15 protein-coding genes and 2 tRNA genes are annotated in these 15,653 nt (G+C 44.5%); 4 read left to right on the top strand and 13 right to left on the bottom strand.

The genetic code is table 11. The features are described 5' to 3' along the window. The first annotated feature begins 37 nt into the window (after positions 1–37). Together ACT3ID_RS15380 and ACT3ID_RS15375 are read left to right on the top strand one after the other, a co-directional pair. The gene (locus ACT3ID_RS15380; protein WP_491542937.1) at positions 38–874 is read left to right on the top strand and encodes a tetratricopeptide repeat protein; all 837 of its coding nucleotides are present in this window, start codon (positions 38–40) and stop codon (positions 872–874) included. 257 nt (positions 875–1,131) lie between these two features. Beyond that, positions 1,132–1,365 (top strand): hypothetical protein, encoded by a 234-nt coding sequence (locus tag ACT3ID_RS15375; RefSeq protein WP_491542936.1) that lies wholly within the window; start codon positions 1,132–1,134, stop codon positions 1,363–1,365. On the opposite strand, the gene ACT3ID_RS15370 is transcribed toward ACT3ID_RS15375, so the two are convergent. After that, on the bottom strand, positions 1,357–1,719 hold the full coding sequence (locus tag ACT3ID_RS15370) for a hypothetical protein (RefSeq protein WP_491542935.1): 363 nt from the start codon (positions 1,717–1,719) through the stop codon (positions 1,357–1,359). The genes ACT3ID_RS15375 and ACT3ID_RS15370 overlap by 9 nt on opposite strands. 829 nt (positions 1,720–2,548) lie before the next feature. Next, positions 2,549–3,877: a DNA polymerase Y family protein gene (locus ACT3ID_RS15365; protein ID WP_491542934.1), complete on the bottom strand. Its 1,329-nt coding sequence runs from the start codon at positions 3,875–3,877 to the stop codon at positions 2,549–2,551. A 71-nt stretch (positions 3,878–3,948) separates the two neighbouring features. Here ACT3ID_RS15365 and ACT3ID_RS15360 point away from each other — a divergent pair, with 71 nt between their 5' ends. Further along, positions 3,949–4,290, top strand: a complete 342-nt coding sequence (locus ACT3ID_RS15360; RefSeq protein ID WP_491542933.1) for a hypothetical protein — start codon at positions 3,949–3,951, stop codon at positions 4,288–4,290. A gap of 1 nt (position 4,291) precedes the next feature. Here the strand turns inward: ACT3ID_RS15360 and ACT3ID_RS15355 are convergent, their stop codons facing one another. Next, entirely contained in the window at positions 4,292–4,939 is a 648-nt protein-coding gene (locus ACT3ID_RS15355; RefSeq protein ID WP_491542932.1) for a LexA family protein, read from the bottom strand. A gap of 125 nt (positions 4,940–5,064) precedes the next feature. Next, a tRNA-Pro gene (locus ACT3ID_RS15350) sits at positions 5,065–5,138 on the bottom strand. Positions 5,139–5,204: 66 nt separating this feature from the next. On the opposite strand from ACT3ID_RS15350, the gene ACT3ID_RS15345 reads away from it, so the two are divergent. Beyond that, complete coding sequence (locus ACT3ID_RS15345) at positions 5,205–6,740, top strand: hypothetical protein (RefSeq protein WP_491542931.1); 1,536 nt, start codon at positions 5,205–5,207, stop codon at positions 6,738–6,740. Between the two features lie 82 nt (positions 6,741–6,822). Here the strand turns inward: ACT3ID_RS15345 and mce are convergent, their stop codons facing one another. The 9 genes from mce to ACT3ID_RS15300 all read right to left on the bottom strand — a co-directional run bounded on the left by mce (position 6,823) and on the right by ACT3ID_RS15300 (position 15,626). Beyond that, entirely contained in the window at positions 6,823–7,221 is a 399-nt protein-coding gene (mce, locus tag ACT3ID_RS15340) for a methylmalonyl-CoA epimerase (protein ID WP_491542930.1), read from the bottom strand. 62 nt (positions 7,222–7,283) lie between these two features. After that, positions 7,284–8,882, bottom strand: a complete 1,599-nt coding sequence (serA, locus tag ACT3ID_RS15335) for a phosphoglycerate dehydrogenase (RefSeq protein WP_491542929.1) — start codon at positions 8,880–8,882, stop codon at positions 7,284–7,286. Positions 8,883–8,903: 21 nt separating this feature from the next. Then, entirely contained in the window at positions 8,904–9,494 is a 591-nt protein-coding gene (yihA, locus tag ACT3ID_RS15330; RefSeq protein ID WP_491542928.1) for a ribosome biogenesis GTP-binding protein YihA/YsxC, read from the bottom strand. A 3-nt stretch (positions 9,495–9,497) separates the two neighbouring features. Then, positions 9,498–11,000 carry an amidophosphoribosyltransferase gene (gene purF / locus ACT3ID_RS15325; RefSeq protein ID WP_491542927.1) on the bottom strand — a complete coding sequence of 501 codons (1,503 nt, stop codon included), beginning with the start codon at positions 10,998–11,000 and terminating at the stop codon, positions 9,498–9,500. A gap of 253 nt (positions 11,001–11,253) precedes the next feature. Next, positions 11,254–11,799: an HD domain-containing protein gene (locus tag ACT3ID_RS15320; RefSeq protein WP_491542926.1), complete on the bottom strand. Its 546-nt coding sequence runs from the start codon at positions 11,797–11,799 to the stop codon at positions 11,254–11,256. 650 nt (positions 11,800–12,449) lie between these two features. Further along, a tRNA-Gly gene (locus ACT3ID_RS15315) sits at positions 12,450–12,521 on the bottom strand. A 129-nt stretch (positions 12,522–12,650) separates the two neighbouring features. Next, positions 12,651–13,109: a cupin domain-containing protein gene (locus ACT3ID_RS15310; protein WP_491542925.1), complete on the bottom strand. Its 459-nt coding sequence runs from the start codon at positions 13,107–13,109 to the stop codon at positions 12,651–12,653. A gap of 8 nt (positions 13,110–13,117) precedes the next feature. Continuing rightward, on the bottom strand, positions 13,118–14,227 hold the full coding sequence (locus ACT3ID_RS15305) for a RuBisCO large subunit C-terminal-like domain-containing protein (protein WP_491542924.1): 1,110 nt from the start codon (positions 14,225–14,227) through the stop codon (positions 13,118–13,120). Between the two features lie 121 nt (positions 14,228–14,348). Continuing rightward, entirely contained in the window at positions 14,349–15,626 is a 1,278-nt protein-coding gene (locus ACT3ID_RS15300; protein WP_491542923.1) for an adenylosuccinate synthase, read from the bottom strand. Between the last annotated feature and the right edge of the window lie 27 nt (positions 15,627–15,653).

The raw sequence follows: 15,653 nt of genomic DNA, 5'->3' as shown, positions 1-15,653 counted from the left end.
TTTAATTAACAGAGGCGCAGTTTCTGCAGGTGTATTTTTGGTTATCTCATCATCCTATATTGCCAATCATCAGCACTTGTTGAAAAGTCGGTTCCCCACACTTTTTGTGACATCGATACTATTTTTGATGATTTCGGTTTCTCCACTGATGAGCCAGGATATTTTCGAGCGTGGACAAATGTTCTATGAACAACGCGCCGCCGATGCCGATTCTTTTCGCGCCAATCCAACCAACATCAATAAGGCAATAGAGGCATTTCGGCAATCACTGAATAAAGACATCAAGCCGGAACAATCTGCCGCATACCTTCTTCGCTCATATTATTTCAAAGGAATGTACACCGGATTGTCCGAGGATCAGCAACAAGAAGTTTATGACAAGGGACGCACCCTCGGGGAAGAGATGATGGAGCGTTTTCCGGATTCAGTGCCCATCAAATTCTGGTACAGTGCAAATCTGGGGCGTTGGGCAGATACACAAGGTTTTGTGAGAGCAGCTACCAGCGGCACCGCCAAGAAACTAAGACGTATTTGTGAAGATATTATTGAACTGGACCCCGAATACCAGGGTGGCGGTGGATATCGCATCCTGGCCCAAGTCCATTTCTATGCTCCCAGTATCCCCTTGGTGATGGGATGGCCTTCGGACGATGAGGCACTCGAACTTGCTGAAAAAGCGATGAAAATATCCCCGGAACATCCCGCAAACCGAATGCTCTATGCCCAAATACTTCTTGAGATGGATCGACACGATGAGGCCGAAGAACAGCTTCGAGATATTTTGGAAATGGATCCACGTCCCACCCACATTGTCGAGGATCGATATATTAAGTATCGCAGCCGTCAGCTGTTGGAAGAACATTTTAGTTTATAATTGAGGCTGTACAATTTTCATCTCATCCAGTCGCTCTGCGGCTGTATAAAATTGGGCGCTCCGCGTCCGTTTTACCAAAAACGCAGAGGTTTCATTTCTGCCCTAACAAAGAGTCCAACTACGCTAAAGCTACGAAGGACAGGCATCGGGACAAGACAATATTCTCTTCACCTTTGACTTTAGGTTTCAGGATTAGCAACAACAGTAGCTACCCTAATACAATTTCTACTTTAGGAATAGCTGCACAACTACTAAATGTGTCATCTCGACCAGCGGGAGAGATCTTTGTTTTTACCTCTGATGATTCCAGCCGTAAGAAAAACAAAGATTTCTCTCTTCTCTCGAAAGCATTCGGGATCGTTCGAAATGACACAAGAGGTAGAGATTTATCTCGTGTCGTACCTCTGGTGCGAAACAGTTGGTGGTGGTTTAACGAAGATTACTATTCGCCGGACGACAAAACCAGTCGCCCGACGAAGTGGTTAACGTAATAGTTTGAATACAAATCCAATCAATTCTCGGCTGAGCTGTTCATCTTTCAGCCGGCCGTTGATCTCCAGCAGATTACCCTCGATAGTTTGTAATTCGCTCTCACATGAAAACGAAGACTGGTCATCGTTTTCATCGGGATCATTTATTGTTACAGTAACAGGTCTTTGGTCCTGCTCTGCAGCATCAATATCCTTATTGGGAATAGAAAATGAGAAATCAAGGATGGGATCCTTAAATCCCCCGCCGGTATCGATAGCTGAAAATTCGAGATCAACTGTTTGATCTGATGATACGTTTTGTGGTGTGCCATCAATGGTCAATGCTTCAATTTGGGCCGTAGTTTGAATCTTCATAAAATATCATTGCTTGGGTTAGCTCTGATAATGATGAAAACAATTTCTTATTTCAACCCTGGTTTTGTCTCTCGAAGATCTCGTTCTCAAACTCCAGCTTGGGAACGGCTAAATACGTTACGAAGCTGGAGCTTCGTAACGAGATGAAGGTTATCTACCTCAAGGGAGACAAACAGCGGTGCGGTAAAACTCATCGGCTGATCATGACTCGTCCGGATTGTACTGTTCATTTTTTGTGACCAAAAAACGAACCAAAAAAGTCCCGGGGGAATCGCAGATTTTGTACTGGTTAAAAGAGGGATTCGGGGATAGCTATTCTACATTAGTCGTTATTCTGCCACACTTTTCCCCGATTCGCCCCGGACCCCCTATTTATATTAAACCGTGAAGTTATACTCCCGCACTTGCCTTTTATATGTCTCACCGCTAAGGCCGGATATCTAGAATTTAGTTACTTATTTCTAAGTAGTTCTTTGGTGAAAAAGTAAAATCCATCCCACCGTTTTTGCGGCTATCTTCTCAAGAAGGAACTTTCTGATGCAATTTTCAATGGGCTTGAACATCCGGCCTTAGAAAAGTTGGCCGCCCGAAATTGATCAGAATCGTATAAAAATCATTTCTGTTTGAGGACTGAAGGGACGAGTTAAATGATTTTAGCGGAGATGGCGATCAATCAGGCCAAGTTTTCACAGCCGGCGACTTTTTTGGTTACTTTTTTCGTCGCTGAAAAACAGTAACGGGGCAACGAGGCGTACACGAATCGAGTGCTGAAAAGTTGTTAGTGTATATTATTGGTCAGAATTTCCCGTAGAATCTCTAAAGCTTTTTACTAACTTCGCTCTAAAAAGTGTGTCTTCCCCTCTACCCTGTATTTGGCGCTGGCCTTTTGAATGGTGCCTTTTCCATATTCATTATTAATGGCATCCTGTGCCAGGTAAAACTGTCGTGTTTTCTCATCCTCGCTGAAAAATAGCTCCTGCTGCTTACTTCGGTCCAGTTCCAACGTTCCGAGTCCTATTCCGCGAATAGCAAATCCGTTAACCAGTAACCGCTTGATTCTTGCTCGTGCCCTGCTCATGCATGCCCGGTATATATAATCGTCGAGATTGGTCCTGCCCGCCGTATTAAAACGAAACTTATCGCCCGACCACTCCTGGCTCTGCACGCGAAGATAGCAAAAATATTTATCCGCTTTTACCTGGTAGCCCCGCATCCGATAGCAAAGCTGCTGGACCCCCTTCATAATCTCCCCTTCTACCCGGTCGGGATTTTTCGTCCAGTCGCTAAACGTGTGCATATAGTTAAGCAACTCAGGCGGCGGTGAACCTTCGGTAAGCACTTTTGCCCGATCTTTACCGGCAATCATTTCATACACAATCTTTCCAAAATATTCACCGAACTGCTTCTGGAACAGCTGGTATCCCCGATCCAGTCCGTCAGCAATCGTTTTTAATCCTTCTTTTTTTAGTTTGGCATACCGCCTGTTTCCAATTCCCCACACCTCATCCAGGTCCAGCGGGTGGATCTGTTTTAGAGCATCTTCCTCATCATAAATTATAGTGATACCTGCCGGTTTCTTCAGGTCACTGGCCAGCTTTGCATACGTTTTCGATCGGGCAATTCCGATAGAACAGACGAGGTGAAGCTCGTTATACAGTTTATTTTTAAGCTCTGAGGCATATTTCTCAAGCTCCTCTCGGGGACTATCTTTCAAAAAATTAATATCGATGAAATATTCATCCATGCTATATTTTTCAATATCCATCGCAAAATCACGGAGAATATCCATCACCAGATAACTCATCCCCTGGTACTTTTTGTAATCGGCTTGTACACCAATCAGATAAGGACACAGCTTCTCGGCTTCATAAGCACTCATGCCTGTCTTCACTCCGAAAGCCCGAGCCTCATAGCTCGATGTAGCCACAATGCCGCGGGGTGTGCCATCGGGCTTGTACCATCCGCCTACATAAACCGGCATGCCGTACAGATTATAGCAAAGCTGCTCGATCTGGGCATAGAAGCAGTTCATATCCAAATGCAGATACAACCGTGGCTCGATTGACTTGTGCTGCATATCTCGGCTAACACACCGATAGTCCGTTATCTTATGGACATTTTCATCTACATCATAGGTCCCGGGATCAATATTAACCATATTCTACCGCTTGACTTTTATCACAATTTATATATAAAATAACAGTAAAAATATATAATTTATAAAGCGATATGAGTGACAATAAAATTCCTATTGATGAACCTATCAACGTGCAAGTTACCTGTAAAAGTTTTGCTGATGACAAAGCGTTTGGCGTCCGCTCGTTAGTCGGACAGCGAAAAGTAATGCCAATCCGCTTTTGGCGTAAGACAGGTGGTGAACATAAAATTGCCGAGCTTCGGGCTACGCGTCCTCATCGAAAAGGGAAAGAAGAAAAAGCCACTACACAAATTCATTTTGTGGTGCGCACAACAGAAGATCGTTACTTTGATCTGGTATACGATGTACAAGCTGTTGAATGGCGGGTATTATATGAGCTGGATGATCAGATGATGATTGAAAAACCGGGTTAAGCTACACCTTATGCAGTCCCTTTTCATTGATATGCCCCACATATTTGCCGATAATATGGACTTCCTCAAATTCACCGGGCTCAATATAGATCGGCTCGTAGTCTTTATTCGCGGGTTTCAGCTTCATCCCGTTTGGTGTGCTGTATATCCGCTTTAGGCTCGTTTCACCACGATATCGCACGGCCCCGATATCACCATCAAACATGTCGGTCTGTGCCAGGAGTACAATGTCTCCATCCTTAATTCCGGCACCCCGCATACTCTCTCCGGAAACAACGACTGCTTTCATCTTTTCATAATTGGGCAGAATAGATTTTAATGTCACCTGTCCCAAATCTTCTTCCACCGCCTCCTGCATGCCACCGGCGGTAATTAATCCCACAATGGGAATTCCCTGCTCCTCGCGGTCCTCTTCTTCATTCAGGTTAAATTTCTGTACGGGATGAAAATCATATTCGCCCCAGTCGGTCTTTACCAGATAATTCTTTTTGATAAGCGCTTCGTACAGTTGAGTAATACTGCGGGGGGATTTAAAACCAAACTCATCCATTAGTTCCTGGTGGGACGGCCACTGTTCGTATTCCCTGACGTACTTTACAAGGAAGTCAAAAAAATCATTTTGCTTAGCCGTCAACGAGGGATATTTCATATATAATTTATTTATTAAAATATATAATATGATAATCCAAGTTGTGATCAACTTCAAGTGAGATTGGCTCCAAATAAAAAAGCCCTCTAACAGCATTCAAAAGCCATTAGAGGACTGTTCTAAAGTCGGGACGACTGGATTTGAACCAGCGACCCCACGACCCCCAGTCGTGTGCGCTACCTGACTGCGCCACGTCCCGATTTATCGAATTCAAAGATAGGGCTGTCGGCGCCAAAACTCAACCTCAATTCTATTAAAACTATCTGTGAGTTACAGAAACAGCGTTGGAACTATTTCCTTCATTACCTATACTATAAACCACAAAAATAAACCATTAGGAGCATTGCCAAAATACGATCGCTACATATCCAATATTGGGAAGTATTTATTCCCTACGCTTATCCTTTTGCTGTGGTTGGGATCCAGTAATCAGCTTTACGCTCAAAATGATAATATCCGACATGCTACATTGGATGACTGGACGAATGACATCCAACGAAATATTTTTCACCGACAGGGATATGAGGGTGGACGTTTTTACCAGCACGGACTGTTCCGCTATTTTACCCGTGAGATGGATTACGAATATCATCTGGACATGTTTACCATCCAGCACACGCCGATAGAAAGTTATCATTTCTGGAATTCAGATAATGCCTTTCAAAGCTCGTTCGGCAGCCTTGACTATCAAAATTTTGTCATCAAAAACAAGTTTAGAACGACGGTCCCGGTGGGCAGCAACGGGCATTTCGACATCAATGGCGTACAGGAAGAAAATCTGCGTACCGAAAACTTTTTCTTTCATCCCACTTATCGTAAAAAATTATCAGACTATCACACTATCGGTGCCCGCCATACCCTAAGCACATATAAAGATGATCTGGATTTCAGCCTCTTTTACCGGCTGGGCAATAAATCCACCGGAATACTGGAAGCAGAAGTTTCAGCCCTCGACTGGGCCAATAACATTGTACATTCGCTAATTACCAACAGCGATCGCGATTACAATATCAAACAAAAATACAGTAAAAAACCTTACCTGTTTTCTATCAGCGCCACATCACCGGAACATTCTTTTTTGCGTGCTGAAATTAAGACCGGCATTCAACCTGAAAGTGAAGCCGATGTAACGCGACAAGCCACTCCCGATTCCACTTTCACCAACCGCGAGCAGGTACATTATGTGGGCGGATTAGTAGAATATTTTCGTCCTAATTTTACAACGGGAGTCATTTTCCAGCGAAAATTTAATAAAATGTTCCGTCATCCTGATTCGCCCGACTCGCAGTATCCGCTGAATTTTGCCAATCGGGAAGTTAGCAATCGACTGGGTTCCTACATCTCAACATTATTTTGGAAGCGGCTGCGCGTGGAGCAGTGGACCTGGTATGAGTACAATCGGGATCAGCTTTGGGGGTCATCAGTCCCTGATGACTGGATCCCATTCCACTTTCGGGAAGACAGGCTGCTCATGAAAAGCATGCTGCTCTATCGACGTCCCGGACAAGGCTTCCAGGGCGGATTTGAATTCAATCTGGATCACCGTTTTGTGTTAGGTGAACAAGAAGGCAATACGATCAACCGCGATTTCCGGCGCAACTATCCCGACCAGGTATCGGGCAACAATGAGCGACTTACATTAAAGCTGGGCTATCACAAACAGGAGATGATTGATCTGATGGTAGGGGTCTCATATGATATTGACGGCGATCTCTACAGCGGATGGGGTCTGCCAAGTCCCCATCGGGATGAACCCAGCCGATTCGACGGTGGCTTCGCACAGATCAGAATACACTGGTAAAACACTTCGATACGGCACTAAAATTCTCCCCTTAGCAAGGGGAGACGTAAGAGGGGTTGGTACTGGGGTTGACGTACCTGCATCAATCAATATCTTGGCAAAGCTCAATCAACACCCCGTGATTATCTTTGGGATGTAGAAATGCGACCAATTTATTATCTGCTCCGCGCCTGGGTTTCTCATTTAAAACTGTAAATCCTTCATTACGCAACCGGCTTAGTTCTGCATGGATATCATCTACCTCAAAAGCCACATGATGCATACCTTCGCCATTCTTAGCCACATATTTGGCAATCACGGAATCATTCGACATAGCTCCGAGCAGTTCTACTTTTGACTGACCGGTTTTGAAGAAAGCGGTCTCTACTTGCTGATCCTCAACCATTTCACGCTTATAGCACTCTCCATCCAGCAGCCGTTCATAGGTTTTAATCGCTGCCTCCAGATCTTCCACAGCTATACCAATATGATCGATATGCATATTCAGTGATCAGTTGTCGTTAACAGTGAACAGTTTAATTAATTCACTCAAAAATAATTCCCTTACTCAGAGTTGGGCAAGCTCACGTATTGCAGTGCTTTCACACCATCCAGCTCCAGGAGTGGCTGCAGCTCATCGTCTGTTAGATTGGTATCGACAGACACAGCCGTTATGGCATTTTCTCCTTTCTGCGTTCGACCGAGACTCAACGACGCAATATTGATATTCTGGTCGGCCAGAGCTCCACTCACACTTGCCAGCATGCCCGGCTTATCCACATTTTGATACATAATGATATCACCTTCCAGGCGTAATTCAATACCAAAGCCATTAATTTCCACAATACGGTAATCGCCATCGCCGAAAACCGTGCCTGATATTTCCTGATATTCTGCGTCATCTCCCAGCTTTATCGTGATTAAATCGTTGAACGTTTTGGTCTTGCTGGAAGTTGTCTCCCTGATATTAAGGCCGCGCTCTTCGGCATAGTGGCGGGCATTTATCAGGTTTACAGCTTCACTTACGTGATGTGAAAGAATTCCTTTCAGGATGGAATCTGTCAGTACATCCGAAAACTTCGTGCAGGTTCCACTGTATTCAAATGAAAATTCGCTGGCATGTTCGGGCGCTAACTGTATGGCCACATTCCCCAGTTTCTCGGCCAGCATCAAATAAGGCTGCACTTCTTTATTGGTGATCAGCGAGATTGATTTCCCGTTCAGGCTTCCTTTAAAACTTTTTTGCTCCAGTGCATCCGCCATCTGATGGGCAATCTGCTCCGCAACTTTTTCCTGGGCCTCCTCCGTAGATGCTCCCAGATGCGGAGTTGATATGATATTCGGATGCTTCAATATTTCGTATAGTTCTTCTGTAGGCGGTTCACTGGAATATACATCCAACGCTACCCCTGAGATGTACCCCTCATCTATTAAATAAGGCAAGTCCTCTTCGTTGTAGATACCGCCGCGGGCACAGTTTACAAGAAACATACCTTTTTTAAGCTGATCGGCATTATCCGCAGAAATCATATTCTTCGTTTTCTCCGTAAGCGGCGTATGCACCGTCAGAAAATCCGCTGTGCTCAACAGCTCATCCAATTCCATAAGCTCAACGTTTAGACTCTCGGCTTTTTCAACCGAAGCAAACGGATCATACGCTTTAACGGTCATCCCGAATTCCTGCATCCGTTTTGCTACTTCGCCACCGATTTTTCCTAATCCCACAATACCAAGTGTCTTACTGTGGACTTCGAAACCCATATACTTCTTGCGGTCCCATCCGCCATTTTTCACTTTATCAACTGACTGTGGAATATTCCGTGCCAGGGCCAAAATCATGCCACAGGTATGCTCGGCCGTAGAAATAGTGTTACCGTCGGGCGTATTCATAACCAGTACGCCGTGTGCCGTAGCAGATTCGATATCTATATTATCAACTCCCACACCGGCACGTCCTACTACTTTCAGGTTTTTAGCAGCGCTCAGCACCTCTGGCGTCACATCAGTGGAACTTCGAACTACAATACCGTGATAATCTTTAATTGCTTCATAGAGTGCCTCCCCACTGAGGTTGTGGTTACGAGTTACTTCAATGCCGCGCTCATCAAAAACTTCTTCGCAGCGTTCATCTACATTATCGAGTAAAAGTACTTTAAATGACATTGGTAATTTTATATTTAGTATTCAGGCTTCAGCAAATTCAGAAATTAGTTCTTTTATTTCATCAATTCCAATCTTGTCTTCTGCAGAACTGACAGTGACAGGCACTTCGATATTCATTTCATCCAAAATCCGTTTTAGTCGGGCTTTGGACTGCTGACGCTTGTTATAAGATATTTTGTCGGCCTTTGACAGTACTACAATAAAGGGCATACGGTGAGAACCCAGCCAGTAAAAAAACTGCTCGTCCAGCTCACTGGGTTCGTGGCGGATATCCACCAAGTGCACAACTAATCGTAAAGTAGGCCGTTGCAACAAATAGTCGCGAATATCCTGCCCCCATCGCTCTCGCTCTTCCTTGGATACCTGTGCATATCCGAAACCGGGCAGATCTACAAAATACGTTTTGTCATCCACCAGGTAATAATTCATCATCTGTGTTTTCCCCGGCACATTGCTGGTCCGAGCCAGTCCGCTGTGATTCATGATGGCATTTATAAGTGTAGACTTACCCACATTCGATCGGCCGGCAAAGCAAATTTCGGGGAAATGCGGTTCGGGGCAATCATCCAAAGAAGGTGCACTTTTAAGGAAGTTCGCTTTTTTAAATTGCATTAGTTATACAATTTCATTGCCTTCTTTTTCAGCGCCAAAATTAACCGGAACGGGATAGTCTTCTGTAAAACAGGCCGTGCAATATCCTTTTGGGGATACATTCGCCTCTTTTACAGCATTCACCAGCCCATCGGGCGACAGGTAACGGAGGCTGTCAACGCCTATCTCTTTTGCCATGGCATCGATATCCCGATCAAAACGGTTGGCCATCAATTCTTTGGGATCTGGAAAATCCATCCCATAATAACAGGGACTGATGATCGGCGGTGAACTGACCAAAAAGTGAATTTCGGCAGGATTGTTTTTTCGAATCATATCCACCAGATAACGGGATGTCGTACCGCGCACGATCGAATCATCCACAATAATAACCGAACGTCCTTCAATTACCCCTTGTACGGTATTGAACTTGGTGCGCACTTTCTGCTCGCGCTGCTTTTGTCCGGGTGAAATAAAGGTACGTCCTACATAATGATTTCGAATCAGTCCGATTTCAAACTTGCATTCATGTCCAAGTTTCTGATTCTCGTGCACGTAACCAAGCGCTGCGGTATTACTCGAGTCGGGCACTGATATCACGATAGGTTTTTTATCGGGCGGAGCGTTTTGGATCACTTCATTAAGCGGGTGTTCTTTTGCAAGCTGCTGCCCGAGATTTCTCCGCACCTTGTCCACATTTTCACCGAAAATCTTGCTGTCGGGACGTGAGAAATAGACATATTCAAAAATACACTGGCTGGTATCCGTACCATATTCCGGCTCCAGGTGATATGACTCCGGCTCCGAATCGGAATCACCATTCTGATCGATCACCAGTACTTCTCCGGGTTCAATATCACGAATAAACTCAGCGTCGATTATATCGAACGCACACGTTTCGCTGGCAACACAATACGATCCGTCAACTTTACCCAGTGCCAGCGGACGAAATCCATTGGGGTCTCGTACGGCAATCAGCTTATCGTCGGTAAGCATCACCAGGCTGTAAGCTCCTTCCACCTGCTCCAGCGCATCAAGCACTTGCTCCAGCTGAGTTTCTTTTGGACTATGGGAAATCAGATGAAGAATAAGTTCTGTATCTGATGTGGTCTGGAACAACACGCCCTCTTCACGAAAACGATCGCGCAGCTGCTTGGCATTAGCCAAATTACCATTATGGCCTATGCTGATATTGCCTTTATGATAGTGAACTCGAAAGGGTTGGATGTTAGCTTCATTCTTTGACGCACCCGTAGTGGAATAACGGTTATGTCCGATAGCAGCACGTCCTTTCAACTCATTTTCGAAGATTTCCTGATCATCAAAAACATTCAACACCAGTCCAAAATCCCGGTGTGCAGGCATTATCCATCGATTTTTTTCTTCATCAAAATAAGAGGTGACAATACCAGCTGATTCCTGTCCCCGATGTTGAAGTGCATGCAGACCATAATAGGTAAGAAGGGCAGCATCCGGATGATTTTGAACTCCGAATATACCGCAATAATCGTGTGGCTTATCAGTCATGAATCTTGTGGATGATAAAGATTTCCGTGCCCTCAAAGTTAAGAAAAATCAGGCAGTAATTGATAACAAAAATCAAGGGTAGATATTATGTTTGAATGGTGAATAACCAAGAATAATGTTGAAAAGATGATAAGCCCATTATAGGTGATAAAAATATCACTGACGCGCGGGAAATAATTCCTGCGCTATGTGCTAATACTCGTCGGACGATGTAACCAGTCGGCCGACAAGGTTGAAATCCTAACTAATTAAATTAAGGGGCTTCTTTAAATACCTCGATTAGAAAAGAGATATGATCGTTAAGTTCGGTATCGATCAGTTCAGCGCCCTTTTGAATATGATCGCGGGGAACGTCAGCAGCAAAGCTTTTATCTTTCAGCTTTTTGGTGACCGAACTTATTTTCATATCGGCAAAACCATTGGGACGCACCAAGGAAACGGCATTCATAAAGCCGGACAGTTCATCACAGGCAAACAGATAGCGATCCATTTCGGTTTGTGGTTCACGACCCGTCCGTTCAGGCGCGTGTGCTTCTATGGCTTTTATAATATTCTCGGGATACCCGGCTTCCGGCAAAATATCTTCCACGGCCTTAGCGGGATGTTCATCGGGATATTTCTCCCAGTCAAGATCGTGCAGCAGTCCGGCTGTCCACCACCGATCAACTTCATTTGAGTTTTTGTTCAGCGATTCTGCATAAGCCTCCATCGCTGCGGCCACCATTCGACAGTGTTGCCGAAGATTTTCGTTCTCAATGTACTGGTTCAACAATTCGGTGGATTTATTCCTGGATTTCATAAACTCCCGATTTAGTATGAATAAAGTCTTGCGTTAACATTAATAGGAAACAAGAGCAGAATCAACCTGATTGTTCGAAAGAAAAACCACTAGCGCGGGAATTAATTCTCGCGCTATGGATGGAATTGCTTTGCTCATCTTATCATGATGCTTCCATATGTATTATAAAATAGAGAGAAAATTGGCAGGCCCTACGTAATATTTTGAAAAGTTAAGAAAGAGGGCTAGGGCGCGGAGCGCCTAAAAACTTGGTTCAGCCGCAGAGCGACTGAACGAGATAAGGAGACTTTCATCAGAGAAAGATCCTTTACAGAAAACTGTAAGGGCCTCAAAAAAGAACGAAATTTCCCCTCAAGAGGAGTGTAGGTTCCATGGGGTTCGGAACGGACGTGGGGTTTGTGCTAATAACTCGTCGGACGAGATAACCAGTCGTACGACGAAGGTGATAGGCAAATAATAAACCTCTTGCAGAAAACTGCAAGGACTTAAAAGTAAGCTCGCTCTTCGTAGCCTTGAGCAAAGGAGAGCGGGAGATCCCGAGGATTCGGGACGGCCTTCTCGTTGGTCAACGAGAATTCCAAATCGTTATGTTTTGAAGAGTACTCCTAAATAAAAAAAGCCCCTGCAGGTTTCTGCAGAGGCTTTATGAGAGCGGGAGACCGGATTTGAACCGGCGACCTTCTCGTTGGCAACGAGATGCTCTACCGCTGAGCTACTCCCGCTAATAAGTCAAAGAAAAAAAGCTCTTATCCTCCTTAGCTCTCGTAAGGAAGACTCCCGCTTTTCAAAGAGACCAAATATAACGTTCTGACACTATATATTTCAAATCTAATTTTAATTTTCTGCGGAAATTATTGACGGACCTTTTGGCGGACTTTGTCTGTCGAAATCTGTTCCTTAATTGTAGATTCATCCGGCAAAGAGGGGCGATCACGATAGCGATCTACGGTACAAATAAATCCCAGTGGCTCTCCCCTGTCGGCATGAAACTGGTGCAGCGTACCGGGAGCGACAAAAACGACATCATGCAGAGAAAGCTTATGAAGAGAATCCCCTAAAATAACTGTGCCTGAACCGCGGATGACCACCACCGAATGCGGATGACGATGATACTCAAAAGAGGTGTATCCGCCGGCTTCAATCTCAAAGTAACGAGTCTGAAAATTAAGAGCTTGTTCATCCGGCTGCTCCCCTAATAATGTATACCGATGAACTCCTTTATAGGTACTGCTATCATCCTTGTACTTTTTTTGAGGTATATCTTCCCACTGATAACCATCGCTCTTTATCACTTTAGAACTATCAGCCATAAAAAATATCAGCTTTGCATTAATATTGTCCGAAGTTGTCGTGAGCCTGTCTGAACTCCATCCGGATGTTCATACAGACTTCCGCCAATCAAAAACGCGGTATCATTTCCATATTTGGCTATCCATTTTGACACGTCTTCAATTTTCATCCCACCAGCAGGCATAGGAAAAGAGTCTTTAAAAGGTGATTGACCACTTCGAGCCGCTTCATTAATCCCTTTACATTCAGCAGTAGTAAACGAGAATCGCCCACCTTTATTGGGATAGATAACGAAGTCTGCTCCCAACGCCCGCCAAAGCTGTCCATATAAAAAACCAGGAGCTAAGCCCTGATTAGCAGTAGTAATTAGACTGCCCGAAAACGCAGGATGAGCAATTATCGGCAGGTCGATCTCCATTCGGGCCAGGCGGTGCATTGTCTCGAGTCCCGAAATATGCGGGCAGATCAGTACACCATCAGCTCCCAGTGCTGCAGCTATTTTATATCGTTCAATGGTATCAGGTGCAAACGCTGTTATATTAGGATAATAATAAGCCCGCCTCCCATTTTCGTTGGCTGCTCGTTGAACAGCAGCTGAACAAGCTCTAACCCGTTCTTTAAAAGGAGCAAACTCTTGGTCAGCCAGTCCGTGATCATCTTTGATGATATCGATACCACCTACAGCAAACTGATAAGCCAGCTCTGCCAGCCCATCAGAGGAGGTGCCAAGAGGTTTTAAAGCTGTTGCAGAAAATGGACGATCGGTAACCTCATATTTATTTCTAATTGAAGATATGCCGAACTGTGGTCCGTTAAATACTTCGGAGGATAAAGCTTCCCATTCAGCGCTGATAACCTGAATACCCTGCTGCAACGAAATATTTCCGTATAGCAAATTTAAAAATTGGGAGATATCTTCACCAACATCCTCTAGCGGCCATGCAATAGTCGTTTTATACTGTTGTTCATTCAGCTGTTCTATACTAACCGGTTTCCCTACAACCTTTTCTTGTATTTCAGAGCTAAGTACTCTTCGTGGCAATTCAACTGTTTGCTCGAGACAAATACCTTCTATTTTTTCATCGATATCTTCTTCCTTCTGAAGTGTGAGCCGGTATGAAATTTCGAAGGTCTTCATGACTGTAAGTTAACTGGCCTCATCCCCAATCTGCTAAAAATTATCTGTCAATACCGACAGTGTACTAACAATATTCGATCTTGTCAGCTTTTTTAGCTAAATCTAATCTCTGGAAAGTATCTTACGAAACCCTAATCGTTTCAGAACGCTTTGGTCCTTTGGATAAAATGGTCAATTCAATCCCCAAATAGTCCTGAATAAACTCCAGATACTTTTTAGCGTTGGTGGGCAAATCTTCGAAACTATCACAATCCTCAAGGGATTTTTGCCAGCCTGGCAGCGTCTCATACTGTGGTTCTAAAGAACCGATATCAGGCAGGTCCAGAGGGAATATGTCCGTTGACTCTCCGTCAATTATATATTCTGTACAGAGCTTTATCTCTTCAAAACCATTCAGGATATCGATCTTGGTAAGTGTAAGCTCATTCATTCCGTTGACGCGGACCGCATATTTCAATGCAACCAGATCAATCCATCCGCAGCGACGGGGACGACCGGTGGTAGCTCCAAACTCTTGCCCTGCTTCACGAAGTTGTTCTCCGAGCTTACCATCGAGCTCTGTGGGAAAAGGTCCATTACCGACACGTGTACAATAGGTTTTGGAAATACCCATCACTTTATCAATAGCAGTGGGGGCAATTCCCGAACCGGTACAGGCGCCGCCAGCTGTGGGACATGAAGAAGTTACGAAGGGGTACGTGCCGTGATCCACATCCAAGAGACTGCCCTGTGCCCCTTCCAGTAAAATATTTTTATCGTCTTCGATAGCTTCATGCAGCAAAGCGCTGGTATTTGAAATATAGGGACAAAGCTTATCGGCGATCTCCAACAGATCATCAACAATAGGTTCTGCCTCAATGGGATCGTGCTTATATATATGCTGAAGAGCCTCATTGATATCCGCAATATTGGCTTTCACTTTTTCGCGGAGTTGCTTTGGATGGAACAGGTCTGACATTCGAATACCAACGCGTGAAACTTTGCTCACATACGCCGGACCGATACCTCGTCCCGTAGTTCCGATAGCATCATCACCGCGATGTTCTTCTTTTACCTGGTCCAAAAGTTGATGGTACGGCAGAATAACATGCGCTGCCTTACTTATCTTGAGGCGATCCTGCAAGCTACCGCCAAGTACTTCTACTTCTTTAATTTCCTCCAGCAGTGCATGCGGATCAATTACAACGCCATTGCCAATCACGCATGTTGCATCCCCGTTAAAAATACCGGAAGGAATCAGATGCAGCACGATTTTCTTTTCATCGAATTCAAGGGTATGACCAGCATTAGCCCCTCCCTGATATCGTACAACGAAATCAGCTTCTTTGCTTAAAAGGTCTACAATTTTCCCCTTGCCTTCGTCTCCCCATTGAGCACCTACAACAACACGAATTGACATAAATATTAGTTAGTGGTTATCAGTTAC

The sequence above is a fragment of the Fodinibius sp. GM108 genome (assembly GCF_058386985.1).
Note: the sequence above shows the minus strand (reverse complement) of the source record. Positions and strands in the feature narration are given on the sequence as shown.